Origin of the sequence: Xanthomonas sontii, assembly GCF_040529055.1 — a bacterium.
Lineage (GTDB): Bacteria > Pseudomonadota > Gammaproteobacteria > Xanthomonadales > Xanthomonadaceae > Xanthomonas_A > Xanthomonas_A sontii.
Genome location: NZ_CP132342.1, coordinates 1,319,959 through 1,342,688, shown reverse-complemented (window position 1 = coordinate 1,342,688; position 22,730 = coordinate 1,319,959). Strand labels below are relative to the sequence as shown.

Here is a 22,730-nt window from a genome sequence, read left to right as displayed (position 1 = left end):
TTTACATAGCCGCCAATTCTAGCTCTGCGGCCAGTCGATGGGGCAAGTTCCGGCGCCGGAATCGCCTATTCATAAAACTGTCTACCGACCGGGCCCGACCCGGCCGCCGCGCACCATACGCCGGCGAAGGGGCGCCGCCTAGGGGGGACTCGAGGGGAAGCCGGGCCCGGCCCGGCGTGGATCCCGGATCGCCGCGGCCGGCCGCTGGCGCGGCGCACAGGCCACCCGCCTCAGCTCAGGAGCTGAAGTAGGCCTCGGCGATGGCGCTGTGCAGGTGGCCGAGGTGGGTCTGGATCTCGTCCATGAACCCGGCCGGGTTGTGCGCGGCCAGGTAGGCCGGATCGGCATTGCGCACCAGCCCGCTGATGCGCATCAGCGCGCGCTCCACCGGCGGCCGCGGCGGCATGGTCGGCAGGATGTGCTGGGCGCGGACCAGGCAGAACTGCACGCTGCGCGGGAAATCGTTGTTCTGCAGCAGGAAGCGCAGCGCCTGCTCGCCGGTGACGCGCTGGCGCACGTGGCGGCGGTACATCTGGTAGGCGGCCTGCGCGCGCAGCACGCTCATCCACTGCATGGCCTGGTAGGCCTCGCGGTCGTCGGCCTTGCGCGGGGTGATCAGGCCCGAGGCACCGGCATCGATGATGCGCGTGGTCATGTCGGCCTGTTCGATCGCCGTGCCCAGGCGCAGGAACTGGAAGCCGATGTCGCGGCTGACGTTGGCGGTCAGCAGCCCGGACACCTTCAGGCAGGCGTCGGTCACGTGGCCCAGGAACTCCATGCGGTAACGGCGACCGACGCTGCGCTCGCCGTTGGCGTCGATGTACAGGTGCAGGTCGTTGACCGCTTCCCAGATCTCCTGCGGCAGGGTGTCGCGGATGCTGCGCAGCAGTTCGCGCGCGTACTGCACCGAACTGCGCAGCGAGGACGGATTGCGCTCGTCCAGCAGCAGGAAGCGCACCACGTCGGCGTCGCCGACGTCGTCGCCGGCGTTGGGGAACCACAGCGCGAAGATCTCGCCGGCGCCGACCGTGTCGATCATCGGCCGCCAGGCGAAGCGCACCGAGCGCGGCAGGTCCAGCTGCAGCAGGCTGCCCACCCCGACCAGCCGCGCGGTGGTCTCGGCGCGGCGCACGTAGCGGCTGAACCAGTAGAGGTTGTCGGCGACGCGCGAGAGCATCAGTCCAGCTCCTCGTCCAGGTCCACCACCCAGGTGTCCTTGGCGCCGCCGCCCTGCGAGGAATTGACCACCAGCGAGCCCTCCTCCATCGCCACCCGGGTCAACCCGCCGGTGGTCACGTAGACGTCCTCGCGGGAGAGGATGAACGGGCGCAGGTCCAGGTGCCGCGGCGCCGGTCCGGCCTCGGTCACGATCGGCGCGGTGGACAGGCCCAGGGTCGGCTGCGCCATGTAGTTGCGCGGGTCTGCCAGGATCAGCTTGCGGAACTGCTCGCGCTGGCGCGTGGTCGAGCGCGGGCCGATCAGCATGCCGTAGCCGCCGGACTCGTTGGCCGGCTTCACCACCAGTTCGTCCAGGTGCTCAAGCACGTACTGGCGGTCGGTGTCGTCGTGGCACAGGTAGCTGGGCACGTTGGGCAGGATCGGCTCCTCGTCCAGGTAGTAGCGGATCATCTTCGGCACGTAGGCGAACACCACCTTGTCGTCGGCCACGCCGGCGCCCGGCGCATTGGCCAGCGCCACCTTGCCGGCGCGCCAGCTGCGGATCAGTCCGGCCACGCCCAGCACCGAATCGGCGCGGAACGCCTCCGGATCCAGGAACAGGTCGTCGACCCGGCGGTAGATCACGTCGACCCGGCGCGGCCCGTACACCGTGCGCATGTAGGTGCAGTCGTCGTCGGCCACGAACAGATCGTCGCCCTCGACCAGCTCGATGCCCATCGCCTGCGCCAGGTAGGCATGCTCGAAGTAGGCGCTGTTGAAGATGCCCGGGGTCAGCAACGCGATCACCGGCTGGTCGCCCGGGCGCGGCGACAGCGCCGCCAGGGTGTCGTAGAGCTGCGCCGGGTAATCGTCCACCGGCAGGATCGCGCTGGTCTCGAACAGCTCCGGGAACACCCGCTTGGCGACCATGCGGTTCTCGAGCATGTACGACACGCCGCTGGGGATGCGCAGGTTGTCCTCCAACGCGTACAGGGTGCCGTCGGCGTCGCGCACCAGGTCCGAGCCGCACACGTGCGCCCACACACCCAGTGCCGGGGTGATGCCCACGCACTGCGGGCGGAAGTTCACCGAGTGCTCCAGCAGCATCGCCGGGAACACCTTGTCCTTGACGATGCGCTGGGCGCCGTAGATGTCGCCGATGAACAGGTTGAGCGCGCGCATGCGCTGCTTCAGCCCGGCCTCGGTGCGTTGCCATTCGTGCAGCGGGATCACCCGCGGGATCAGGTCGAACGGCAGCGTGCGGTCGACGTTGCGGCCGTCGGAGTAGACGGTGAAGGTGATGCCCATGACCCGCGCGGCGACGTCGGCGGCGAGCTGGCGTTCGGACAATTCGCGTCCACTGAGGCTGGACAGGTACTCGATGACCCGGCGCGCGGCCGGACGTGGCTGCCCGTCGGACTGGATCAGCTCGTCGAAGGTGGCCGTGCGGTACTTGCTCCAGTCCATCGCGCCCCTTGTTGCTGCGGGCCGGCGGCGAGAGGCGCCGGCATGTTGTCCCGCAACATGCCCGCAGACGTGACAGCCGTCAAGCCGCCGGCGGCGGCACGGCGTCCGGGGCGCGGCGGATCCGCGCGCTGTCCATGAACATCGCGTCGCTGGAAGCCTGGAACACGCGCAGGTCGAAATTGGGCAGGATCGCCAGCAGGTGATCGAACAGGTCCGCCTGGATCTGCTCGTACATCGCCCAGCGGGTGTCGTTGGCGAAGCAGTACAGCTCCAGCGGCAGGCCGTTGGCGCCGGGTTCCAGCTGCCGCACCAGCAGGGTCATGTCCTGGCGCACGTGCGGGCTGGCGCGCAGGTAATGTTCGACGTAGGCGCGGAAGGTGCCGAGGTTGGTGATCCGGCGGCCGTTGATCGGCGCCACCCCACGTTCGGCCAGCGCCCCGTTCCACGCGCCGAGTTCGTCGCGCTTGCGGTCGATGTACTCGCGCAGCACGGTCAACTGCCGCATCTGCTCGATCTCGGCAGCGTCGAGGAAGCGCACACTGTGCTGGTCCAGATATAGCGCGCGCTTGATCCGGCGCCCGCCGGCCTCGCTCATCCCGCGCCAGTTCTTGAACGAGTCGCTGATCAGCTTCTTGGTCGGGATGGTGGTGATGGTCTTGTCCCAGTTCTGGACCTTGACCGTATGCAGCGCGATGTCGATCACGTCGCCGTCGGCGTTCTGCTGCGGCATCTCGATCCAGTCGCCGACGCGGACCATGTCGTTGGAACTGATGGTGACGCTGGCCACCAGCGACAGCAGGGTGTCCTGGAACACCAGGATCAGCACCGCCATCATCGCGCCCACGCCCGACAGCAGGATCACCGGCGACTTGTCGACCAGCACCGACACCATCAGCACCGCCGCGACCACGCCGAGCACGATCTTGAGCAACTGCATGTAGCCCTTGATCGGCTTGTTGTGCGCATCCGGGCGCCGCTCGTAGACGTGGTTGAGCAGATCCAGCACCCGCGACAGGGCCAGCGCCACGGTCAGCACGATGAAGGCGGCGCAGACGTTGCGCACCACGCTGACCATCGCCGCCGGCAGGTGCGGCACCGCGCCGATGCCCAGCGACAGCACCAGCGCCGGGATCACGTTGGCCAGGCGCGGGATCACGCTCAGCTTCACTTCCTTGTCGCTGAGCACGGTGGCGCGCAGCACCCGCCGCAGCCCGCGCAGCAGGATCCGCTTGGTCACCCAGTTGGCCAGCCACGCCGCCAGCAGCAGCGCCACGATCACCATCGCGTCGTAGGCCCAGGGATACGGCGCCAGGGTGTGCTGCAGGTCGGCGAAGAAACGTGCGCCGGGCAGCGCCGCCGGCGCGGCGCTGGCGAATGGCAGCGATGCCTGCGTGCTCATGCGCGGCTGCGCTCGATGATGACCCCCACTGCCTGCGCTCCGCGCACCGCGCCCGGCTTGCTCAGCTTCAGCCGCAGCCACTGCACGTCGAATTCATGCAACACCGCTTCCGCGCAGCGCTCGGCCAGGGTTTCCACCAGCCCGTAGCCGGACTGCTCGACCAGTTCCACCAGGCGCTTGCTCACCGCCTTGTAGTTGAGCGTGTCGGCGATGTCGTCGCTGGCCGCGGGCTTGCGGTTGTCGAAGCCCATTTCCAGATCGAAGCGCAGCGTCTGCCGGATCCGCCGCTCCCAATCGTAGATGCCGATCAGCGCGTCGATTTCCAGACCTTCGATGAAGACTTTATCCATGGGGAGCGGGGAATGGGGAATAGGGAGTGGGGAATGGTAAGAGCAGAGGCAAAAGCGGCGCGTGAGCCGCTCACGATTCCCGATTCTCCATTCCCGATTCTCGACTTGCCGCCAATGGCGGCAAGTCCGCCATGTCCCAGCGCGGCGTCACCTGCACCGCGGACGCGGTGTCGTGCAGGCCGGCCTGCAGGCGCAGGGCGCCAGCGAAGGCGATCATCGCGCCGTTGTCGGTGCACAGCGCCGGGCGCGGGAAGCAGGCACGGCCGCCGCGGGCCTGCGCCATCGCCTGCAGCTTGGCGCGCAGGCGCAGATTGGCGCCGACGCCGCCGGCGACCACGATGGTGTCGCTGCCGGCCGCCTCCAGCGCGCGCTCGCACTTGATCGCCAGCGTGTCCACCACCGCGTCCTCGAAGCCGCGGGCGATGTCGGCGCGCACCGCGTCGGACTGGTCGCTGTCGCGCCAGGCCAGCAGCACCTGGGTCTTGAGCCCGGAAAAGCTGAAGTCCAGGCCGGGCCGGTCGGTCATCGGCCGGGCGAAGCGGAAGCGCCCCGAGGTGCCCTGCGTGGCCAGCGCCGCCAGTTGCGGGCCGCCCGGATACGGCAGCCCCATCAGCTTGGCGGTCTTGTCGAAGGCCTCGCCGGCGGCGTCGTCCAGGGTCTCGCCGAGCAGGCGGTAGCGGCCGATGGCCTCCACCGCGATCAGCTGGGTGTGGCCGCCGGAGACCAGCAGCGCCACGAACGGCGGCGCCGGCGCGCCGTGCACCGGGTCCGGATCCTCCATCAACGGCGCCAGCAGGTGGCCTTCCATGTGGTGCACGCCGATCGCCGGCACCTCCAGCGCCCAGGCCAGGGCGCGGGCCACGCCGGCACCGACCAGCAGCGCGCCGACCAGGCCCGGGCCGGCGGTATAGGCCACCCCGTCCAGGTCGCGCACCTGCAGGCCGGCCTCGGCCAGGGTCTGGCGGATCAGCGGCAGCAGCTTGCGCACGTGGTCGCGGCTGGCCAGCTCCGGCACCACCCCGCCGTACTCGGCGTGCAGGGCGATCTGGCTGTACAGCGCATGCGCACGCAGCGCGGCCGCCCCGGAGCGAGTGGTGTCGTAGACGGCGACGCCGGTTTCGTCGCAACTGGATTCGATGCCGAGCACGTTCATGGGGTGCATTGTGCGGCCGAATCGGCGGCAGGCCAAACGGGGTGCTTGCAGCCGCGAAATCTGTCGCTATAATGTGCGGCTCGCCGGGCCTGACCCGGTCACCATTGTGTCCCGGAGATTCCATGCCCAGCGTTAAAGTCCGCGAGAACGAGCCCTTCGAGTTTGCGCTCCGTCGCTTCAAGCGCACCTGCGAAAAGGCCGGCGTGCTGGCCGAAACCCGCAAGCGCGAGTTCTACGAAAAGCCGACCCAGGAACGCAAGCGCAAGGCCGCTGCCGCGGTGAAGCGCCAGCTGCGTCGCACCTCGCGCGACGTCACCAAGCGCCAGCGTCTGTACTGAGGATCGCGGCCTGCGGTAGCGGGATGTGCCGGTTTCGGCATCCGCTACGGTAAGCCCACGAAGCCGGCACGCGCAAGCGTCGCCGGCTTTTTGTGCGTCTTCCGTCTTGGCCAGGCGCTCCGCCCCGCGCGGGCATCGGTCCCATCCCTGTCCCTCGGCACCCGCGTGCCGCCTCGGCCACGGCCACGGCCAGCGCCAGCGCGCTTGCCTAGAATGCCCTTCCCCCCTTTTCTCTTCCCTGTGGAGCCCCTCATGACCCTCAAGCAGCAGCTCACCGACGACATGAAGGCCGCGATGAAGTCCGGCGACAAGCACAGCCTGGGCGTGATCCGGCTGATCAACGCCGCGATCAAGCAGAAGGAAGTGGACGAGCGCGTGGAGATGGACGACGCCGCGGTGATCGCGGTGATGGACAAGATGGTCAAGCAGCGCAAGGACTCGGTGAGCCAGTACGAGGCCGCCGGCCGCGACGACCTGGCCCAGGTGGAGCGCGAGGAGATCGTGGTGATCGAGCGCTACCTGCCGAGCAAGATGGGCGAGGCCGAGATCGTCGCCGCGATCCAGGCGGCGAAGGCGCAGACCGGCGCCGCCAGCCCGGCCGACATGGGCAAGCTGATGGCCGTGCTCAAGCCGATGCTCGCGGGCAAGGCCGACATGGGCCAGGTCTCGGTGCTGGTCAAGCAGCAGTTGGCCGGCTGACCGCACCGATGCGTTAGCGCGCGCGGCGGGCTTCACCCGCCTTTCGGCGACGGGCTGCTACAACGCCGGCAAGCCCGCGCCCCCTTCTGCGCGCAGTGCGGGACCGGCGTTGCGACGCCGCGCACCGAAGGTCACGCGCCCATGTCCATGCCCCTGTCGTCCGATCGCCTGCACAAACATCTCGACCGCCTGCAGCAGAGCCTGCCGGCCGCGCTGGTGCGGCGCTTCGTCGAGATCGACGTGATGACCCAGGCGGCGTCGCTGTCGTTCTACGCGCTGCTGTCGCTGGCGCCGCTGCTGGTGCTGCTGCTGTGGCTCACCGCCTCGCTGTATCCGCAGGCGCAGGAGGCGTTGATCGCGCAGATCGGGCAACTGGCCGGGCACGGCGCGCGCGAGGTCGCGCAGACGGTGATCGACAACGCCAAGAACCAGCCCAGCGTGGGCTCGCTGGCGGGGCTGTGGAGCACCCTGTTGCTGTTCGTCGGCGCCACCGCGGTGTTCGCGCAGTTGCAGAACGCGCTGAACCTGATCTTCCGCACCGACAAGCAGCGCCTGGACGGCCTCATGGCCTGGCTGAAGAAGCGCGTGTTCTCCTTCGGCGTGGTATTCGCGCTGGGCTTCCTGCTGCTGATCTCGATGATCCTGACCACCGTGCTGCAGGTGGTGTTCGCGCGGATGCCGTCGGTGCTGCCGGCGGTCGGCTACGTCTCGACCCTGGCGATCTACGTGCTGGCCTTCGCCGTGCTCTATCACTACCTGCCCGACCGCCGCGTGGAATGGCGCCAGGCCATCATCGGCGGCGCGATCACCGCCTGCCTGTTCGTGGCCGGGCGCTACGCGATCGGCCTGTACATCGCCACCGCCGCGCCCGGCAGCGCCTACGGCTCGATGGGCGCGCTGGTGATCCTGCTGGTGTGGATCTACTACGCCACCGTGGTGTTCTTCGTCGGCGCGCTGATCACCGCGGTGATCGACGAGCGGCTGCGCTCGCACAGCAAGCTCGTCGCGGCCGGGATCGACCCGCGCAGCGCTGCGCAGGCACCGCCGACGCCCTGACCGCACGGCGCTGAACCACACGCAGGCCGCGCGGCCAGCGTGACGGCGCACGCGCGTGGCATCCTATGCGGATGGCCCGCATCCCCGACGCATTCATCGACGACCTGCTCGCACGCACCGACATCGTCGAGGTGATCGGCACGCGCGTGCCGCTGAAGCGCCAGGGCAAGGAGTACGCGGCGCGCTGCCCGTTCCACGACGAGCGCTCGGCCTCGTTCACGGTGTCGCCGACCAAGCAGTTCTACCACTGCTTCGGCTGCGGCGCGCACGGCACCGCGATCAGCTTCCTGATGAACTACGACCGCCTCGAATTCCTCGACGCGGTCGACGAGCTGGCCAAGCGCGCCGGCATGGAGATCCCGCGCGACGCCCAGCAGCGCGGTGCCGCCCAGGCCGCCGGCGACGACCATCGCGACCTGTACTCCGCGCTGGAAGCGGCGGCCAAGTTCTTCCAGCGCCAGTTCGACGGCAGCGAGAAGGCGCGCGCCTACCTGGACGGCCGCGGCGTGGACGCGGAGAACCGCGCGCGCTTCCAGATCGGCTACGCCCCGGACGGCTACAGCGCGCTGAAGGACGCATTGGGCACCGACGAACGCCGGCTCAAGCTGCTCGACCGCGCCGGGCTGTTCTCCAAGAACGACCGCGGCCACGTCTACGACAAGTTCCGCGACCGGGTGATGTTCCCGATCTTCGACCGCCGCGGCCGGGTCATCGCCTTCGGCGGCCGCGTGCTCGACAAGGACGACGGCCCCAAGTACCTGAACTCGCCGGAGACCGCGCTGTTCCACAAGGGCCGGGAACTGTACGGCCTGTGGCAGGTGCGCCAGGCCAACCAGAAGATCGAGCGGCTGATCGTGGTCGAGGGTTACATGGACGTGGTCTCGCTGTTCCAGTTCGGCGTCACCCAGGCGGTGGCGACACTGGGCACCGCGACCACGCCGGACCATGCCGAACTGCTGTTCCGCAACGCGCCGGACGTGTTCTTCTGCTTCGACGGCGACGCCGCCGGCCGCCGCGCCGGCTGGAAGGCGCTGGAATCGGTGCTGCCGCGGATGAAGGACGGACGCCAGGCGTTCTTCCTGTTCCTGCCCGATGGCGAGGATCCGGACACCATCGTGCGCAAGGAAGGCGCCGCGGCCTTCGACGCGCGCCTGGTCCAGGCCACGCCGCTGTCGCAGTTCTTCTTCGACGAACTCTCGCGCGAGATCAACCTCGGCACGCTCGACGGCAAGGCGCGCCTGGCCGAACGCGCGCGGCCGATGCTGGCGCAGATTCCCGACGGCGCCTTCGGCGACCTGATGCGCCAGCGCCTGGCCGAACTCACCGGCATCGGCGCCGCCGCACCGGCAGTCGCCACGGCCGCGGCGAGCCGGCCGCCGCCGCGCGCGCCGCGCCCGGCGCACAAGCGCAGCCTGGTCCGCGAGGGGATCGTGCGCCTGCTGCAGGCGCCGTCGCTGGCGCTGGACCTGCCGCCGCCCTACCCGTTCGCCGGCCTGCGCCTGCCCGGCATCGAGCTGATGATCGAACTGCTGCAGATCGTGCATACGCGCCCGGAGATCACCACCGGCGCCCTGCTCGAACACTTCCACGAACGCGAGGAACTGGCCGCACTGCAGAAGCTGGCGGTGCAGGAGATCGCCGGCGAGACCGCCAGCTGGCGCCAGGAACTGCACGACGTGGTCGTGCAGCTGGAAAAGCAGACGCTGCAGCAGCGCCTGGACGAACTGCAGGCCAAGCAGCGCGCGCAAGGTTTGGACGAGACCGACAAGTACGAGCTGCGGGAGCTGTTGAAGGCGCGCGCGGGGCTGCATTGACGCAATGCGCGCGGACGTCCGAAATGGCGGCGATCCGTATGCCGGACCGCCAGCTCTGACCCCACCCCGTCAGAACTATGCCGACGTTTCTGCGCGCGCCAACGCCGCTATCGCGTCCGCCTCCAGCTTCTCCCACTCCGCCCCCTTGGCTTCGATACGCGCGACCAGCGCATCCAGCAGCGCATCTGCATCCAGCGGCAGCGTCTGCGGCGTGGCACCGGGCGGAAATACCGGCTGCAGCCAGTTCGCGATCAGCGCCTCGTAAGCCTTGGTGTGCTGGAACGCCACCTGCTGCAGGAACGTCTTCAGGTCGGTCGAAGGACTACCGCTCGGCGTTCCGGCCAGCGGCTGATTGGCAATCTGCGTGTAGGCCACACCCGACGCCCATGCTTGCACGATGGCTGCATTCACCGCCAGATCGACATCCGAGATGGGCTTGTTGTCGTAGAGCGTCTTGATCTGCCGAAGCATGGCAATGACCCACGCGTGCGGCACCGCGTCCAGGGTATTCCACATATCGCGGTTCCATGCCTGGTAACCGTTGGCCGGCGTGGGCGGTAACAGCTGCGCGTAGAGACTGGCGAACGCAGCGTTACCTGGCGTAGCTCCTGCGGTGGGATAGCAGTACACCGCGTTGTATCCATCGAACTTGCCCGCCTGCTTGAGCCAGGCCGCGGTGGTCGGCGACAACGCGCCACCGAGGCTGTGCCCGGCGAAGATCACCGTGGCATCGTTGCTCGCGTTGCTCTGCAGGAAGCTGCACAAGGTCGTCTTTGGCGCCATGGCAGTGTCTGGACTCACCATAGTGAGCAGATGCCATACGCCCAGTGCCGTGCCCATCGAGATGACCGCGGCATCCTGCGGGATCGGCTTGGATGCCCTTGTCGGCGCAGCGCTTGCCAAAGGATCGTAGGTGGCGAAGTCGACCACCGAAGCGACATCGAAATCCTCGACCAACCAATCGTAGGGAGACTTCGGGTTGGTGGCGCAGATCGCCACCACATAGACGGCGGTCGAAAAGCCAGGCATGTCCGCGCACTTGGCGACGAACATTGCATTGTCAGAAAGATCGGAGTGTTGCCCCTGCCACACCTGCGGCCCCCAGACCAGTTCCCAGGTCCCGATCTTCTGCTGCGCTGGCGCCGACTTCAGGGTGTCCAGCAACATGCGCTGATAATCGGACTGCAGTGCTGGGGCGATTCCGGTCCGCGTCCCCACTCAATTGGCCAAGCTCGAAAGCGCAAACACGGTCTGGTACTGATCGTATTGCATGTGCGTGCTCCTGATCCCTGGAGAAGCGGGAGGCGATGGCGCACGCGTGGCGCGCCATCGTGCCCGACGCGCTCCCCCACTCGGACGGGCAAAGGCAATCTAGCAAGCCACCGATGCGCGCATCCGCCGGAAACGGCCGTCACCGCAACATGTCTGCGAGTTGTCTACGCCGTGCGTCCGGATTCGCGTGCGGGCGCCAGGCTTCCTAAAATGCACGACTCCCCCGCTCGACCTTCCCCGATGATCAAGTCCTGGCTTGCGCGCCTGCGCATCGAACCCTTCACCCTGGCGCTGCTGTGCACGGTGCTGCTGGCCTCGCTGCTGCCGGTGCAGGGGCGCGCGGCGTCGGTGATGGACGTGGTCACCGATCTGGCGATCGCCGCGCTGTTCTTCCTGCATGGCGCGCGGCTGTCGCGCGAGGCCATCGTCGCCGGCGCATTGCACTGGCGCCTGCACCTGACCATCTTCGCCGCCACCTTCATCCTGTTCCCGCTGCTGGGCCTGCTGTTCAAGCCGCTGTCGCACTGGCTGCTGACCCCGGACCTGTACATCGGTGTGCTGTTCCTGTGCACGCTGCCGTCCACGGTGCAGTCGTCGATCGCCTTCACCTCGATGGCCGGCGGCAACGTGCCGGCGGCGGTGTGCAGCGCCTCGCTGTCGAGCCTGCTCGGGGTGTTCCTGACGCCGCTGCTGATGGGCGTGCTGACCGACGCGCAGAACGCCATGTCCAATCCGCTGGAGGCGATGGGCAAGATCATGCTGCAGCTGCTGGTGCCGTTCGTCGCCGGCCATCTGCTGCAGCGCTGGATCGGCGGCTGGGTCGAGCGCCGCCGCGCGGTGCTGCGCTACACCGACCAGAGCACCATCCTGCTGGTGGTGTACACCGCGTTCAGCGCCGCGGTGGTCGAAGGCCTGTGGCGCAAGACGCCGCTGCCGGCGCTGCTCGGCGTCGCCGTGGTCGGCGCGGTGCTGCTGGCGCTGGCGATGGCGTTGATCACCTTCGGCGCACGGCGCCTGGGCTTTTCCCGCGAGGACGAGATTCCGATCGTGTTCTGCGGCTCCAAGAAGAGCCTGGCCACCGGCGTGCCGATGGCCAAGGTACTGTTCGCCAGCGGCAGCCTCGGCGCGATCGTGTTGCCGGTGATGATCTACCACCAGATCCAGCTGATCGTCTGCGCGGTGATCGCGCAACGCTACGCGCGCGCGGCGAAGGCAGAAGCGACCGGCTAGCGGCGAACGGCAAGGGGCGGTCGCGGGCGCCGGCCGGCACGCCGCGCCGACGCGGGCCGCAAGCGCGTGTCATGCGCCGCGCAGCACCTGCACGGGCGACATATGCAGATGCGCAGCCGGCATGAGCGATGACGGCAACGGCTGCGTACAGTAGACGGCCGGCACGGCCGGCGCCGTGTCTCCCTCCCCTCCCGGTGCCCCCATGAGACGCATGTTCCGCCGTTCCGCGACGATCTCCGCCAGCCTGGCCGCGCTGCTGGCGCTGAGCGCCTGCCAGCAACCGCCCGCGCCTGCCGCACCCAAGGCCGCCCCAGCGGCACCTGCCGCCGACAGCGCCGGCATCGCCTGGCGCGAGGGCGACGTCGACGACGCCTTCGCCGAAGCGCGCGAGCACGACAAGCCGGTGCTGCTGTACTGGGGCGCGGCTTGGTGCCCGCCCTGCAATCGGCTCAAGGCCACGCTGTTCAAGGACCCGGCGTTCATCGCCCGCACCCGCGCCTTCGTCGCGGTGCACCTGGATGGCGATTCGGAAGGCGCGCAGGCCTGGGGCGAACGCTTCGGCATCAAGGGCTATCCGACCATCATCGTGTTGCGCCCGGACCGCAGCGAGATCACCCGCCTGGCCGGCGACAGCGATACCGTGCGCCTGGCCGAGGCCCTGCGCGTGGCCGCGACCCGCACCACCACCTCGGCGCAGTTGCTGCAGCAAGCGCTGAAAGCGCCGGCCACGCTCAGCGCCGACGACTGGACCCTGCTCGGCGAATACGGCTGGGCGGTGGATGCGGCCCAACTGGTCAAGCCGGGTCAGGCGGCCGACGTGCTCACGCGCCTTGCCGCGGCCGCGCCGCAGCCGGCCTTGCAGCGCCGTTTCGCGTTGCTGGCGCTGGCCGCGCAGGATCCGGCCAAGGCTGCCAAGGTGGATGCCAAGCACCGCGCCGCCGACCGCGAGCTGCTGCAGGCGGTGCTGGCCGACCCGGCCGAGGTGCGCGCCAACCGCAGCACGCTGACCTATGCGGCGCGCGAGCTGGTGCAGGCCGCGGCCAGCGACGCCGCCGAGCGCAGCACGCTGTCGGCCGCGCTGACCCATGCGCTGGACCAGGTCTACGCCGACAGCAGCCTGCCGATCAGCGATCGCCTGGACACCGCCGCCGCGGACATCGCCCTGGCACGCTTGGCGCAAGGCCAGCCGGCCGAGGCCGGCGACGGTCCGCATCCGCCGCTGCCGCCGGCGGTGGCCGCCAAGGTGCAGCAGCGCGTGCACTGGGCCGAGCAGGCCGCCAGGACCGACTACGAACGCCAGTCCACGATCAGCAGCGCCGCCGGCCTGCTGGACGCCGCCGGCGACAGCGCCGGTGCCGAACAACTGCTGCTGGCCGAGCTTCAGCGCAGCAAGACCCCGTACTACTACATGCCGGAACTGGCCGGCCTGGCCGAGGCGCGCGGCGACAAGCAGACGGCGCTGTTCTGGCTGAAGAAGGCCTACGAGAGCGCGCAGGGCCCGGCCACCCGCGTGCAATGGGGCGTGCTCTATGTCGATGGGCTGGTCCGGCTGCAGCCGGACAATCCGGCCGCGATCGAGGCGGCCGCCGGACAGGTGATCGGGGAGTTGGCCGGCCAGCCCGACGGCTATCACCAGCGTACCCGGCAGCGTTTCGACACCCTGGCCAAGACCCTGCAGGCCTGGAGCAAGGGCCACGACGGCAGCGCGGTGCTCGCGCGGCTGCAGCACAAGATGCAGCAGAGCTGCGGCAGCCAGGAGGGCGACGGCTGCCAGCATTGGCTGGGGTGAGCGCGAGAGGCGCCTCACGCACCACGGCAGGGCACTGCGCCGGGAGCGACCGCCAGTGCCTGCACAGCTGTCCGCTCCCGACCCGGCGGATCTGCCGCGTCGCAGGACGCGACAGCCCCCCTCACGCCCACGACGCGGCAGACGCGCCGTGGGCTGGGCCGCTCCCGATCAGGCCGCCACGCGCACCGGCGCCGCCTGGTTGGCCGCGCGCTGCTGCTCCTTGGCGGTATGCGCGTTCAGGCCGCTGGCCTGGTTTTCCAGCGCGCGCGCCGCTTCGGCCATCTTTTCGACCAGCGCCGCGTTCTGCTGCGTGGCGGTGTCCATCTGCACCACGATCTGGTTGACCTGGCCGATGCCGGCACTCTGCTCGCGGCTGGCGCCGGCGATGTCGGTCATGATGCGCTGCACCTCGCGCACCGAGCCGAGCAGTTCTTCCATGGTGGCACCGGCGCGTGCGACCAGCGCCGAACCGCGATCGACCTGCTCGCTGGAGCTGGCGATCAGGCCGCGCACTTCCTTGGCCGCATCGGCGCAGCGCTGCGCCAGGCTGCGCACTTCGGTGGCGACCACGGCGAAACCACGGCCCTGCTCGCCGGCACGCGCGGCTTCCACCGCCGCGTTCAGCGCCAGGATGTTGGTCTGGAAGGCGATGCCGTCGATCACGCTGATGATGTCGGCGATCTTGCGTGAGGCGCTCTCGATGCCGGCCATGGTCTGCACCACGTCGCGCACCACCTCGCCACCGCGCTGGGCGACGTCGCTGGCACCATCCACCAGGCGGTTGGCGTGACCGACGTGCTCGACGTTGCGCTGCACGGTGCCGGTGATCTCCTCCATCGAGCTGGCCGCCTCTTCCAGCGCCGCAGCCTGCTGCTCGGTACGCCGGGCCAGATCGTTGTTGTCCTCGACCATCTCCGCGGCCGCGGTCTGCAGCGTGTGCGCCGCCTCGCCGAGCTGACGCGTGGCATGGATGTCCAGCAACGCGCCGACCGCACGCAGCGGGGTGCCGTCGGCGGCGCGCTTGGTCAGGCCGCGCGCGTGGACCCAGCGGTACTCACCGCTCTTCAGCTTGATCCGATACTGAATGTCGAAGCCGGTCCGGCCGGTGCGGTCGTTGATATGCGACGCGAAGGCATTGAGCGCGAATTCCGCGTCCTCCGGATGCAGGCGCGAGGACCAACTGTCGAGCACGTTGGGGAACTCGGCCTCGGAGGCGAAGCCCAGCAACGCGCGGAACTGCGGCGACCACCAGAACTCGTTGGCCGGATTGATCGGATCGCCGGCGGTCACGCTCATGTCCCACAGGCCGTCGTTGAGCATCTGCTGGCCCAGCTCGAAGCGCGTCAGCACGATGTCCAGGAACGCCTCGCGCTCGCGCCGCTCGGTGATGTCGGTGAGCGCGCCGGCCACCCGCAGCGGTAAGCCCTGGGCGTCGCGCTGGGTGGTACCGATCGCGCGGAACCAGCGGTACTGACCGTTCTTCAGCTGCAGGCGGTAGTCCACGTCGTACGGGGTCTGGCCGCTGCGGTCGCCCAGGTGCTTGGCGAACGCGTCCAGCGTGGCCTGCTTGTCGTCCGGATGCAGGCGCGAGGCCCAACTGTCGAGCACGTTGGGGAAGTCGAGCTCGGAGGAGAAGCCCAGCATCGCGCGGAACTGCGAGGACCACCAGAATTCGTTGGCGGGGTTGACCGGATCGCCGGCGATCACCCGCATTTCCCACAGGCCGTCGGTGGTCGCCTTGGTGACCAGGTCGAAACGGACGCGCATGTCGTCCACATTGGCGAGGGCGCTGTCGGCCTGCGCACGGGCGCGGTCACGCTCGGCCTCGGCCTCGCGCAGGCGCTCGGTCAGTGCCTGCAGCTTCGCCGCGTCTTGCTTGCTCTTGCCCCACATGGATGTCTCCGCGGCTTTGCCGATCTTGGTCGTTCGCCCGGTAACGACCGCGACCGGCAACACTTGAGCGGAAAACTGAACGACCTGTTCAGGCGATCCAGTGATCGACCAGCAGGAACGCGAACAGCGCCATCAGGTACACGATGGAGTAGCCGAACATGCGCATCGAGAACATCTCGTCCGGCGGATCGAGCATGCGCCAGGCGTACCAGAGGAACACCGCGTCCAGCACCAGGGTGCCGCCGAGGTAGAACACCCCGCTCATGCCCACCGCCACCGGCAGCAGCGTCACCACCACCAGCAGCACCGTGTACACCAGGATCTGCCGGCGGGTATGCGCCACGCCATGGGTGACCGGCAGCATCGGGATCGAGGCCTTGGCGTAGTCGGCGCGGCGGAAGATCGCCAATGCCCAGAAGTGCGGCGGCGTCCACACGAAGATGATCAGCACCAGCAGCGAGGCATAGGCCCAGTCCCACTGGCCCTGCATGCCGGTGATCGCGGCCCAGCCCAGCAGCGGTGGCGCCGCGCCGGCCAGGCCGCCGATGACGATGTTCTGCGGCGTGGTGCGCTTGAGGAACACCGTGTAGATCACCGCATAGCCGATCAGCGAGGCGAAGGTCAGCACCGCGGTAATCCAGTTGACCCACACCACCAGCACGGTCATCGACAGCGCCGTCAGCACGGTGGCGAACAGCAGCACCTGCCACGGCAGCACCTTGCCCACCACCAGCGGACGCCAGGAGGTGCGCGCCATCTGCGCATCGATGCGCGCGTCCAGCAACTGGTTGATCGCCGCCGCCGCCGAGGCCGCCAGCCAGATGCCGAAGAAGCCGAGCAGGCCGGTGCGCACCTGCGCCCAGGTCGGCAGCCCCGGGATCGCCAGGCACATGCCGACCAGGGCGGTGAACACGATCAGCGCCACGACCTTGGGCTTGGTCAGGTCCCAGTAGTCGCGCCAGTGGACGCGATGCGCGCTCATTGCGGCGCCCGCAAGCGCGCCAGCAACGACACCAGCACGAACAGCAGCGCCACCGCGCCGGCGTTGTGCAGCACCGCCACCGGCAAGGGCAGCGCCAGCTTGACGTTGAGGATGCCCAGGCACACCTGCGCGACCAGCAGCAGCGCCAGCGCCGCGGCCCAGCCGCGCATGCCCGGCGTGCGGCTCAGGCGCCAGCTCAGCCACAGCAGGTAGGCCGCCACCACCATCGCCATCATCCGGTGCGCCATCTGGATCGCGATGCGCGCCGCGCCGTCGAGCACGCCGCCTTCGTAGTCCACGCCGATGCCGCGCCACAGGGTGAAGCCCTCGCGGAAATCGTGCGGCGGCCACCACTGGCTGACGCAGCGCGGGAAGTTGTCGGCCGACCAGCTGCCGCCGCCGCAGGCCAGCGCCGCGTAGTTGGCGCTGACCCAGCCGCCCAGCGCGATCTGCAGCACCAGCACCGCCACGCCCAGGCGCAGCAGCCACTTCAGGCGTGGCGCATCGGCCAGGGTGATCGGCAGGTGGGTGGCGCGCCAGGCCATCCACACCAGCAGCGAGAACATCAGCAGGCCGCCCAGCAGATGCCCCATCACCACGATCGGCTTGAGCAGCAGGGTCACCGTCCACATGCCCAGCAGGGCCTGGAAGATCACCACCGACAGGGTCAGCACCGCGGCACGGGCCAGGTCGTCGTTGGACCAGCGCAGCGCCGCCAGCAGCAGGATCGCCTCGCCGCCGACTGCCACCAGCATCGCCAGCCCCGGCCAGCCGGACATGTACAGCGGGATCGACAGCGCCACCAGCGCCGCCGCCGTCACGATCTGGGCGATGCCGAGCCGGCGCCGCCGCGCCGCCAGCAGCGACAGCACCAGCACCTCCACGCCCAGCGCACCGGCCAGGAAGCGGTGGATCTGCTCGCGCCACGCCTTGTGCGTTTCCAGCGGCCGGATCTTGCTGGCGGCGTGGGTATCGGCTTCGGCACTGGTCTGTGGCCAGGTGATGCGCCCGTAGCAGGTCGGCCAGTCCGGGCAGCTCATGCCCGCATCGGACAGGCGCACGAACGAGCCGAACATGATGGTGCTGGCGGTGAACAGCGCCGCCAGCCAGGCCATGCGGTGGAAATGCCGGAACAGCGCCGGGCGCGCGAACAAGGTCATAGGAAGCGGCTCACAGGAGTTTCAGCAGTTTCGCCAGGTCCGCGCGCAACCCGGCCGGGTCGAACCCGGGGGCATAGCGCAGCACCACGAAACCGTTCGGATCGATGACGTAGACCGGCACCCCGGCCGCATCGCGCACCCGCGGGAGCGCCGCCAGCAGCGCCGGATCCGCGCGCAACGCCTGCACCTGCGGCAGGGCCTGGGCGGCGGCCGGCGGCGTGCCGATCCACAGGATCTGCACGTGGTCGGCATCGTGGCCGAACAGCTGCCAGACCTTGTCCAGGTCGCGCGCCAGCGCCTCGCAGGCGCTGCCGCAGTCCGCCGGCGGCGCCAGCGCGATGCGCCACAGCCGCCGCTGCGGCTCCCAGGCGTAGACGCGGCCGTCGGCCAGCCGCGGCTGCAGCGCGCGCAGGTCGGCCGGCGGCTGCAGCAGTTCGCCGTGGTTGCGGCTGGCGGCCGGCTGCCAGCCGGAAAAGCGCAACGCGCCGGCGACCAGCATCGAGCCGAAGAACAGGACGAACAACACGATCAGCGGCCAGCGGCCGCGTGCGGCCGCCGGGCGCGGGGCCGGGGTGGGAGCATTCATGCCGGGGATTTTCTCATGCGCGCGCGCTCAGCGCCCGCCCCGCCCCCTGCGCGCGCGCCAGCTGAGCAGCGCCGCGGTGACCAGCACCGCCAGCGCCAGGCCGAACCATTGCACCGCGTAACCCAAGTGGCGCTCGGGCGGCAGCGTGTTCGGCAGCAGGTCCAGGTCGCGCGGATAGCCCAGCGGCAGGGCCGGATCCAGGCGCAGCACCTGCGACAAAATGTCGCGGCGGCCGAGCGCCTCGCCGATCGCTCCCGGCTCGATGCGCATCGCCAGCCAGCGCTGCGGCGACGGCGCCGCCACCAGCGCCGGACCCAGGGCCAGCCCATGCGACGGTGCCGGTCCGAGCAGGCCGGCCACGGTGTAGCGGCCCTGCAGCGGCGCCGGCTCGGGCAGCGCGCGATCGGCCGGCAGCGGCAGCCAGCCCAGTTCCACCAGCAGCGGCGCCGCCGCGCCGTCGGCCAGGAACGGCTGGTACACCTTGACCCCGCTGCGGCCCTGCCGCAGCTGGTTGTCGAGCAGGATCTGCCCGGGCAGGAAGCGGCCGGCACCATGCACCCAGCGCAACTGTCGTGGCGGCGTCGCACGCAGCGCATCGGCCAGCGTCTGCGGACGATCGCGCACATGCGCCGCCTGCGCCAGCAAGGCCTGCTTCTCGTGCATGCGCTGCAACTGCCAGCGGCCGAGCATGCAAAAGCACAGCGCCACCGCCACCGCTACGCTCCAACCCAGCCACAGCGGCATGCGCCGGCGCGCACCCACGCGCGAGGCAGCGGCGAGGGTCATAATGCGGACACACCATGCGCCGAGACGCCCATGAACGACTCGCTGAAGACTTTGCTGATCGTCGCGTTCCTGCTGCTCATCCTGTGGAACCTGGGCGCCGGCCTGTACTACCTGTTGGTGGACCGCGGCCAGAGCAAGCGCACGGTGAACGCGTTGACCTGGCGCATCGGCCTATCGGTGTGCCTGATCCTGCTGGTGATCCTGGGCATCTACACGGGAGTGATCAAGCCTCACGGCCTTGGCCGCTGAGAAGCCGGGAATGGGGAATCGGGAAAAGAGAATCGGCAAAGCGGGAGCGCAAGCGAAAGCCGCTCTTGCGATTCCCCATTCCCGATTCCCTATTTCCAGCAGTCAAAGCACATAGACGAACAGGAACAGCGCCAGCCACACCACGTCGACGAAGTGCCAGTACCACGCCGCCGCTTCGAAGGCGAAGTGGTTGTCGCGGCTGAAGTGGCCGCGGCTGATCCGCAGCAGCATCACCAGCAGCATGATCGTGCCCAGCAGCACGTGCGCGCCGTGGAAGCCGGTGAGCATGAAGAAGGTCGAGCCGTAGATGCCCGAGCCCAGGGTCAGGTTGAGTTCCTTGTAGGCATGCATGTACTCCTCGGCCTGGAAGTACAGGAAGGTGCAGCCCAGCGCCACGGTCAGCGCCTGGAACACCATCAGCCGGGTGCGCTGTCCGGCCTTGAGCGCGTGGTGGGCGATGGTCAGGGTCACGCCGGAGCTGAGCAGGATCAGCGTGTTGATCAGCGGCAGGCCCCAGGCCGGGATGGTCTGGAACTGGCCGCCGATGCCGCCCGGGCCGTTGGTCGGCCAGGCGGCGGAATAGCCGTCCCACAGCAGCGCATTGGTCATCACCCCGTCGCCCTCGCCGCCCAGCCACGGCAGGATGAAGGTGCGGGTGTAGAACAGCGCGCCGAAGAAGGCGCCGAAGAACATCACCTCGGAGAAGATGAACCACACCATGCCCATGCGGAACGACACGTCGACCTGGCGGTTGTAGTGCCCGGCGATCGATTCGCGGATCACATCGCCGAACCACATGAACAGCGTCGCCACCAGCATCGCGATGCCGGTGAAGAAGGTCCACTTGCCCCAGGACGCGTCGTTGAGCCAACTGGCCACGCCGATCATGGTCACGAACATCGCGATCGAGCCGATGAACGGCCAGCGGCTCTGGCTGGGCACGTAATAGGCGTTGGCGGTGGCGTCGGTGCTGGGCTGGGCCATGGCAGGCATTCCGGTCGGGTCAGGGAGCCGCGCGCGCGGAACCGGCCAGTTTCGGCGATCCCAGTTCCGCGCTCAGCGCATCGTTCTTGTAGAAGGTGTAGGACAGGGTGATGGTGCTGATGTCGCTGGGCAGGTTGGGATCGACGATGAAGCGCACCGGCATATCGCGTTTCTCGCCGGCCTGCAGGGTCTGCGCGGTGAAGCAGAAGCACTCGGTCTTGGTGAAGTAGCCGGACGCGCGTGCCGGCGCCACCGACGGCACCGCACTGCCGACGATGGCGTGCGCGCCATCGTTGTGCGCGTAGTACAGCGCCTCGTTGAGTTCGCCCGGCACCACCTGCATGGTCAGCTGCTCCGGATGGAACGACCAGGGCAGCTTGGAGTTCACCCCGCCATCGAACTGCACCGTGACCGTGCGCTTGCCCGCGAGCGGTTTGCCGGCCTGCGGCCCTTCGCCGGGGCCGCGCTCCAGGCGCACGCCGAACACCTTCTCGCAGGCGATGCGGTACAGCGGCACCAGCGAGAAGGTCAGCACGAACACCGCCAGCGCCACGCCGACCAGCTTGAACAGCCCGGCGCTGCTGTGCACCCGCGGCGCTGGCGCGTTCATCGGCCCAACACCCCCGAAAGGACGAAGGCGACGTAGATCGCCAGCGCCACCGCGCCGACCACCAGCGCGGTGCGCACCGCACGTTTGCGGCGCAGGACCAGGTCGTCGAGCGGCGGTTGCGCGGTCATCAGTGGCTGATGTCGTCGTGGGCCAGATCGCCGGGCTTGAGCACCGGCGGCAGGGTGAAGGTGTGCGCCGGTGCCGGCGACGGCACCGTCCACTCCAGGCCGCGCGCGCCTTCCCACGAGCGCGCTTCGGCGCGCGCGCCGTTGCGCAGCGACGCCAGCAGGATGCCGGCCATCAGGAACGGGGTGACGAACATGCCGAACGCACCGATCGAGCTGACCAGGTTCCAGTCGGCGAACACCACGTTGTAGTCGGGGATGCGCCGCGGCATGCCGGCCAGGCCAAGGAAGTGCTGCGGGAAGAACAGCAGGTTGACGAACAGCATCGTCCACCAGAAGTGGAACTTGGCCCAAGTCTCGTTGTACATGCGCCCGGTCCACTTCGGCCACCAGTAGTACACCGCCGCGATCAGCGCGAACACCGCGCCGGTGACCAGCACGTAGTGGAAGTGCGCGACCACGAAGTAGGTGTCGTGGTACTGGAAGTCGGCCGGCACGATCGCCAGCATCAGCCCGGAGAAACCGCCGATGGTGAACAGGATGACGAAGGCGATGGCCCACAGCATCGGCGACTCGAAGGTCATCGAGCCCTGCCACATGGTGCTGACCCAGTTGAACACCTTCACCCCGGTGGGGATAGAGATCAGCATGGTGGCGAACATGAAGTAGATCTCGCCGCCCAACGGCATGCCCACGGTGAACATGTGGTGCGCCCAGACGATGAAGCTCAGGAATGCGATCGCCGCGATCGCGTAGACCATCGCCTGGTAGCCGAACAGCGGCTTGCGGCTGAAGGTCGGGATGATTTCGCTGATCACGCCGAACGCCGGCAGGATCATGATGTAGACCTCGGGGTGCCCGAAGAACCAGAAGATGTGCTGGTACATCACCGGGTCGCCGCCGCCGGCGGCGTTGAAGAACGAGGTGCCGAAGAACTTGTCGGTGAGCAGCATGGTCACCGCGCCGGCCAGCACCGGCATCACCGCGATCAGCAGGAACGCGGTGATCAGCCAGGCCCAGCAGAAGATCGGCATCTTCAGCAGGTCGATGCCCGGCGCGCGCATGTTGAGCACGGTGGCGATGATGTTGATCGCGCCCATGATCGAGCTGATGCCGGCGACGTGGATGGCGAACACCGAGAAGGCGACGTTGTAGCCGCCCTGCAGCATCAGCGGCGGATACATGGTCCAGCCGCCGGCCGGCGCGCCGCCGGGCAGGAACAGGGTCAGCAGCAGCAGGGTGAAGGCCACCGGCAGCAGCCAGAACGACCAGTTGTTCATGCGCGGCAGCGCCATGTCCGGCGCGCCGATCTGCAGCGGGATCATCCAGTTGGCCAGGCCGACGAAGGCCGGCATCACCCCGCCGAAGATCATCACCAGCGCGTGCACGGTGGTCATCTGGTTGAAGAACTCGGGCTTGACGAACTGCAGGCCCGGCTGCGCCAGTTCGGCGCGGATCACCACGCTCATCGCCGCACCGATGACGAACATGGTGAAGCTGAAGAGCAGGTACAGCGTGCCGATGTCCTTGTGGTTGGTGGAGAAGAACCAACGCTCGACGAAGCTCTGCTGATGCCCGTGCTCGTCGTGGTGATCGACTGCCGAATGGGCCATGGCGGCTACCTCAGAAA

General features: G+C 68.9%; 22 protein-coding genes. 7 read left to right on the top strand and 15 right to left on the bottom strand.

Going from position 1 to position 22,730, the window contains the following annotated elements; genetic code table 11:
• Positions 1–235: 235 nt before the first annotated feature.
• The 5 genes from RAB70_RS05815 to tsaD all read right to left on the bottom strand — a co-directional run bounded on the left by RAB70_RS05815 (position 236) and on the right by tsaD (position 5,527).
• Positions 236–1,177 (bottom strand): alpha-E domain-containing protein, encoded by a 942-nt coding sequence (locus tag RAB70_RS05815; protein WP_043094377.1) that lies wholly within the window; start codon positions 1,175–1,177, stop codon positions 236–238.
• Positions 1,177–2,625 carry a circularly permuted type 2 ATP-grasp protein gene (locus RAB70_RS05810; RefSeq protein ID WP_017915484.1) on the bottom strand — a complete coding sequence of 483 codons (1,449 nt, stop codon included), beginning with the start codon at positions 2,623–2,625 and terminating at the stop codon, positions 1,177–1,179. The genes RAB70_RS05815 and RAB70_RS05810 overlap by 1 nt, the downstream gene beginning before the upstream one ends.
• A 79-nt stretch (positions 2,626–2,704) precedes the next feature.
• On the bottom strand, positions 2,705–4,024 hold the full coding sequence (locus tag RAB70_RS05805) for a mechanosensitive ion channel family protein (RefSeq protein WP_017915483.1): 1,320 nt from the start codon (positions 4,022–4,024) through the stop codon (positions 2,705–2,707).
• Positions 4,021–4,374 carry a dihydroneopterin aldolase gene (folB, locus tag RAB70_RS05800; protein WP_017908622.1) on the bottom strand — a complete coding sequence of 118 codons (354 nt, stop codon included), beginning with the start codon at positions 4,372–4,374 and terminating at the stop codon, positions 4,021–4,023. Before folB ends, RAB70_RS05805 begins: the two co-directional genes overlap by 4 nt.
• A 70-nt stretch (positions 4,375–4,444) precedes the next feature.
• Positions 4,445–5,527: a tRNA (adenosine(37)-N6)-threonylcarbamoyltransferase complex transferase subunit TsaD gene (gene tsaD / locus RAB70_RS05795; RefSeq protein ID WP_148829651.1), complete on the bottom strand. Its 1,083-nt coding sequence runs from the start codon at positions 5,525–5,527 to the stop codon at positions 4,445–4,447.
• Between the two features lie 122 nt (positions 5,528–5,649).
• On the opposite strand from tsaD, the gene rpsU reads away from it, so the two are divergent.
• The 4 genes from rpsU (at position 5,650) to dnaG (ending at position 9,434) form a co-directional block, all read left to right on the top strand.
• The gene (gene rpsU / locus RAB70_RS05790; RefSeq protein WP_003465342.1) at positions 5,650–5,865 is read left to right on the top strand and encodes a 30S ribosomal protein S21; all 216 of its coding nucleotides are present in this window, start codon (positions 5,650–5,652) and stop codon (positions 5,863–5,865) included.
• A gap of 252 nt (positions 5,866–6,117) precedes the next feature.
• Positions 6,118–6,564: a GatB/YqeY domain-containing protein gene (locus RAB70_RS05785; protein WP_017912044.1), complete on the top strand. Its 447-nt coding sequence runs from the start codon at positions 6,118–6,120 to the stop codon at positions 6,562–6,564.
• 141 nt (positions 6,565–6,705) lie between these two features.
• Positions 6,706–7,620 (top strand): YihY/virulence factor BrkB family protein, encoded by a 915-nt coding sequence (locus tag RAB70_RS05780; RefSeq protein ID WP_017908625.1) that lies wholly within the window; start codon positions 6,706–6,708, stop codon positions 7,618–7,620.
• Between the two features lie 71 nt (positions 7,621–7,691).
• On the top strand, positions 7,692–9,434 hold the full coding sequence (gene dnaG, locus RAB70_RS05775; protein ID WP_148829650.1) for a DNA primase: 1,743 nt from the start codon (positions 7,692–7,694) through the stop codon (positions 9,432–9,434).
• A 75-nt stretch (positions 9,435–9,509) separates the two neighbouring features.
• Here dnaG and RAB70_RS05770 read toward each other — a convergent pair whose 3' ends face one another.
• On the bottom strand, positions 9,510–10,601 hold the full coding sequence (locus RAB70_RS05770; RefSeq protein WP_225851696.1) for a lipase family protein: 1,092 nt from the start codon (positions 10,599–10,601) through the stop codon (positions 9,510–9,512).
• A 345-nt stretch (positions 10,602–10,946) separates the two neighbouring features.
• On the opposite strand from RAB70_RS05770, the gene RAB70_RS05765 reads away from it, so the two are divergent.
• The gene (locus tag RAB70_RS05765) at positions 10,947–11,936 is read left to right on the top strand and encodes a bile acid:sodium symporter family protein (protein ID WP_148829649.1); all 990 of its coding nucleotides are present in this window, start codon (positions 10,947–10,949) and stop codon (positions 11,934–11,936) included.
• Between the two features lie 202 nt (positions 11,937–12,138).
• Entirely contained in the window at positions 12,139–13,725 is a 1,587-nt protein-coding gene (locus tag RAB70_RS05760) for a thioredoxin family protein (protein WP_148829648.1), read from the top strand.
• A gap of 168 nt (positions 13,726–13,893) precedes the next feature.
• Here RAB70_RS05760 and RAB70_RS05755 read toward each other — a convergent pair whose 3' ends face one another.
• The 5 genes from RAB70_RS05755 to RAB70_RS05735 form a co-directional block, all read right to left on the bottom strand.
• Positions 13,894–15,618, bottom strand: a complete 1,725-nt coding sequence (locus RAB70_RS05755) for a PAS domain-containing methyl-accepting chemotaxis protein (protein WP_148829647.1) — start codon at positions 15,616–15,618, stop codon at positions 13,894–13,896.
• Between the two features lie 88 nt (positions 15,619–15,706).
• Positions 15,707–16,600, bottom strand: coding sequence for a heme o synthase (gene cyoE / locus RAB70_RS05750; protein WP_017914360.1), 894 nt, complete (start codon positions 16,598–16,600; stop codon positions 15,707–15,709).
• On the bottom strand, positions 16,597–17,760 hold the full coding sequence (locus RAB70_RS05745; protein WP_017914359.1) for a heme A synthase: 1,164 nt from the start codon (positions 17,758–17,760) through the stop codon (positions 16,597–16,599). Before RAB70_RS05745 ends, cyoE begins: the two co-directional genes overlap by 4 nt.
• A 10-nt stretch (positions 17,761–17,770) precedes the next feature.
• Complete coding sequence (locus tag RAB70_RS05740) at positions 17,771–18,346, bottom strand: hypothetical protein (protein ID WP_148829646.1); 576 nt, start codon at positions 18,344–18,346, stop codon at positions 17,771–17,773.
• Positions 18,347–18,373: 27 nt separating this feature from the next.
• Positions 18,374–19,132, bottom strand: coding sequence for an SURF1 family protein (locus RAB70_RS05735; RefSeq protein ID WP_148829645.1), 759 nt, complete (start codon positions 19,130–19,132; stop codon positions 18,374–18,376).
• 30 nt (positions 19,133–19,162) lie between these two features.
• On the opposite strand from RAB70_RS05735, the gene RAB70_RS05730 reads away from it, so the two are divergent.
• Positions 19,163–19,381, top strand: coding sequence for a twin transmembrane helix small protein (locus RAB70_RS05730; protein WP_010341612.1), 219 nt, complete (start codon positions 19,163–19,165; stop codon positions 19,379–19,381).
• Positions 19,382–19,483: 102 nt separating this feature from the next.
• Here the strand turns inward: RAB70_RS05730 and RAB70_RS05725 are convergent, their stop codons facing one another.
• Genes RAB70_RS05725 through ctaD form a run of 4 tightly spaced genes read right to left on the bottom strand, consistent with a single transcriptional unit; the run spans position 19,484 to position 22,713 of the window.
• Positions 19,484–20,365, bottom strand: a complete 882-nt coding sequence (locus RAB70_RS05725; RefSeq protein WP_010341611.1) for a cytochrome c oxidase subunit 3 — start codon at positions 20,363–20,365, stop codon at positions 19,484–19,486.
• A gap of 19 nt (positions 20,366–20,384) precedes the next feature.
• On the bottom strand, positions 20,385–20,975 hold the full coding sequence (locus RAB70_RS05720; protein ID WP_017914171.1) for a cytochrome c oxidase assembly protein: 591 nt from the start codon (positions 20,973–20,975) through the stop codon (positions 20,385–20,387).
• Positions 20,972–21,103 carry a hypothetical protein gene (locus RAB70_RS05715; protein ID WP_017914172.1) on the bottom strand — a complete coding sequence of 44 codons (132 nt, stop codon included), beginning with the start codon at positions 21,101–21,103 and terminating at the stop codon, positions 20,972–20,974. The genes RAB70_RS05720 and RAB70_RS05715 overlap by 4 nt, the downstream gene beginning before the upstream one ends.
• Positions 21,103–22,713, bottom strand: a complete 1,611-nt coding sequence (ctaD, locus tag RAB70_RS05710) for a cytochrome c oxidase subunit I (protein WP_017914173.1) — start codon at positions 22,711–22,713, stop codon at positions 21,103–21,105. The genes RAB70_RS05715 and ctaD overlap by 1 nt, the downstream gene beginning before the upstream one ends.
• Between the last annotated feature and the right edge of the window lie 17 nt (positions 22,714–22,730).

Excerpts from the sequence above, each read along its gene's own strand:
- RAB70_RS05815 (WP_043094377.1), bottom strand. The coding sequence starts at position 1,177 with ATGCTCTCGCGCGTCGCCGACAACCTCTACTGGTTCAGCCGCTACGTG.
- RAB70_RS05810 (WP_017915484.1), bottom strand. The coding sequence starts at position 2,625 with ATGGACTGGAGCAAGTACCGCACGGCCACCTTCGACGAGCTGATCCAG.
- RAB70_RS05805 (WP_017915483.1), bottom strand. The coding sequence starts at position 4,024 with ATGAGCACGCAGGCATCGCTGCCATTCGCCAGCGCCGCGCCGGCGGCG.
- folB (WP_017908622.1), bottom strand. The coding sequence starts at position 4,374 with ATGGATAAAGTCTTCATCGAAGGTCTGGAAATCGACGCGCTGATCGGC.
- tsaD (WP_148829651.1), bottom strand. The coding sequence starts at position 5,527 with ATGAACGTGCTCGGCATCGAATCCAGTTGCGACGAAACCGGCGTCGCC.
- rpsU (WP_003465342.1), top strand. The coding sequence starts at position 5,650 with ATGCCCAGCGTTAAAGTCCGCGAGAACGAGCCCTTCGAGTTTGCGCTC.
- RAB70_RS05785 (WP_017912044.1), top strand. The coding sequence starts at position 6,118 with ATGACCCTCAAGCAGCAGCTCACCGACGACATGAAGGCCGCGATGAAG.
- RAB70_RS05780 (WP_017908625.1), top strand. The coding sequence starts at position 6,706 with ATGTCCATGCCCCTGTCGTCCGATCGCCTGCACAAACATCTCGACCGC.
- dnaG (WP_148829650.1), top strand. The coding sequence starts at position 7,692 with ATGGCCCGCATCCCCGACGCATTCATCGACGACCTGCTCGCACGCACC.
- RAB70_RS05770 (WP_225851696.1), bottom strand. The coding sequence starts at position 10,601 with ATGTTGCTGGACACCCTGAAGTCGGCGCCAGCGCAGCAGAAGATCGGG.
- RAB70_RS05765 (WP_148829649.1), top strand. The coding sequence starts at position 10,947 with ATGATCAAGTCCTGGCTTGCGCGCCTGCGCATCGAACCCTTCACCCTG.
- RAB70_RS05760 (WP_148829648.1), top strand. The coding sequence starts at position 12,139 with ATGAGACGCATGTTCCGCCGTTCCGCGACGATCTCCGCCAGCCTGGCC.
- RAB70_RS05755 (WP_148829647.1), bottom strand. The coding sequence starts at position 15,618 with ATGTGGGGCAAGAGCAAGCAAGACGCGGCGAAGCTGCAGGCACTGACC.
- cyoE (WP_017914360.1), bottom strand. The coding sequence starts at position 16,600 with ATGAGCGCGCATCGCGTCCACTGGCGCGACTACTGGGACCTGACCAAG.
- RAB70_RS05745 (WP_017914359.1), bottom strand. The coding sequence starts at position 17,760 with ATGACCTTGTTCGCGCGCCCGGCGCTGTTCCGGCATTTCCACCGCATG.
- RAB70_RS05740 (WP_148829646.1), bottom strand. The coding sequence starts at position 18,346 with ATGAATGCTCCCACCCCGGCCCCGCGCCCGGCGGCCGCACGCGGCCGC.
- RAB70_RS05735 (WP_148829645.1), bottom strand. The coding sequence starts at position 19,132 with ATGACCCTCGCCGCTGCCTCGCGCGTGGGTGCGCGCCGGCGCATGCCG.
- RAB70_RS05730 (WP_010341612.1), top strand. The coding sequence starts at position 19,163 with ATGAACGACTCGCTGAAGACTTTGCTGATCGTCGCGTTCCTGCTGCTC.
- RAB70_RS05725 (WP_010341611.1), bottom strand. The coding sequence starts at position 20,365 with ATGGCCCAGCCCAGCACCGACGCCACCGCCAACGCCTATTACGTGCCC.
- RAB70_RS05720 (WP_017914171.1), bottom strand. The coding sequence starts at position 20,975 with ATGAACGCGCCAGCGCCGCGGGTGCACAGCAGCGCCGGGCTGTTCAAG.
- RAB70_RS05715 (WP_017914172.1), bottom strand. The coding sequence starts at position 21,103 with ATGACCGCGCAACCGCCGCTCGACGACCTGGTCCTGCGCCGCAAACGT.
- ctaD (WP_017914173.1), bottom strand. The coding sequence starts at position 22,713 with ATGGCCCATTCGGCAGTCGATCACCACGACGAGCACGGGCATCAGCAG.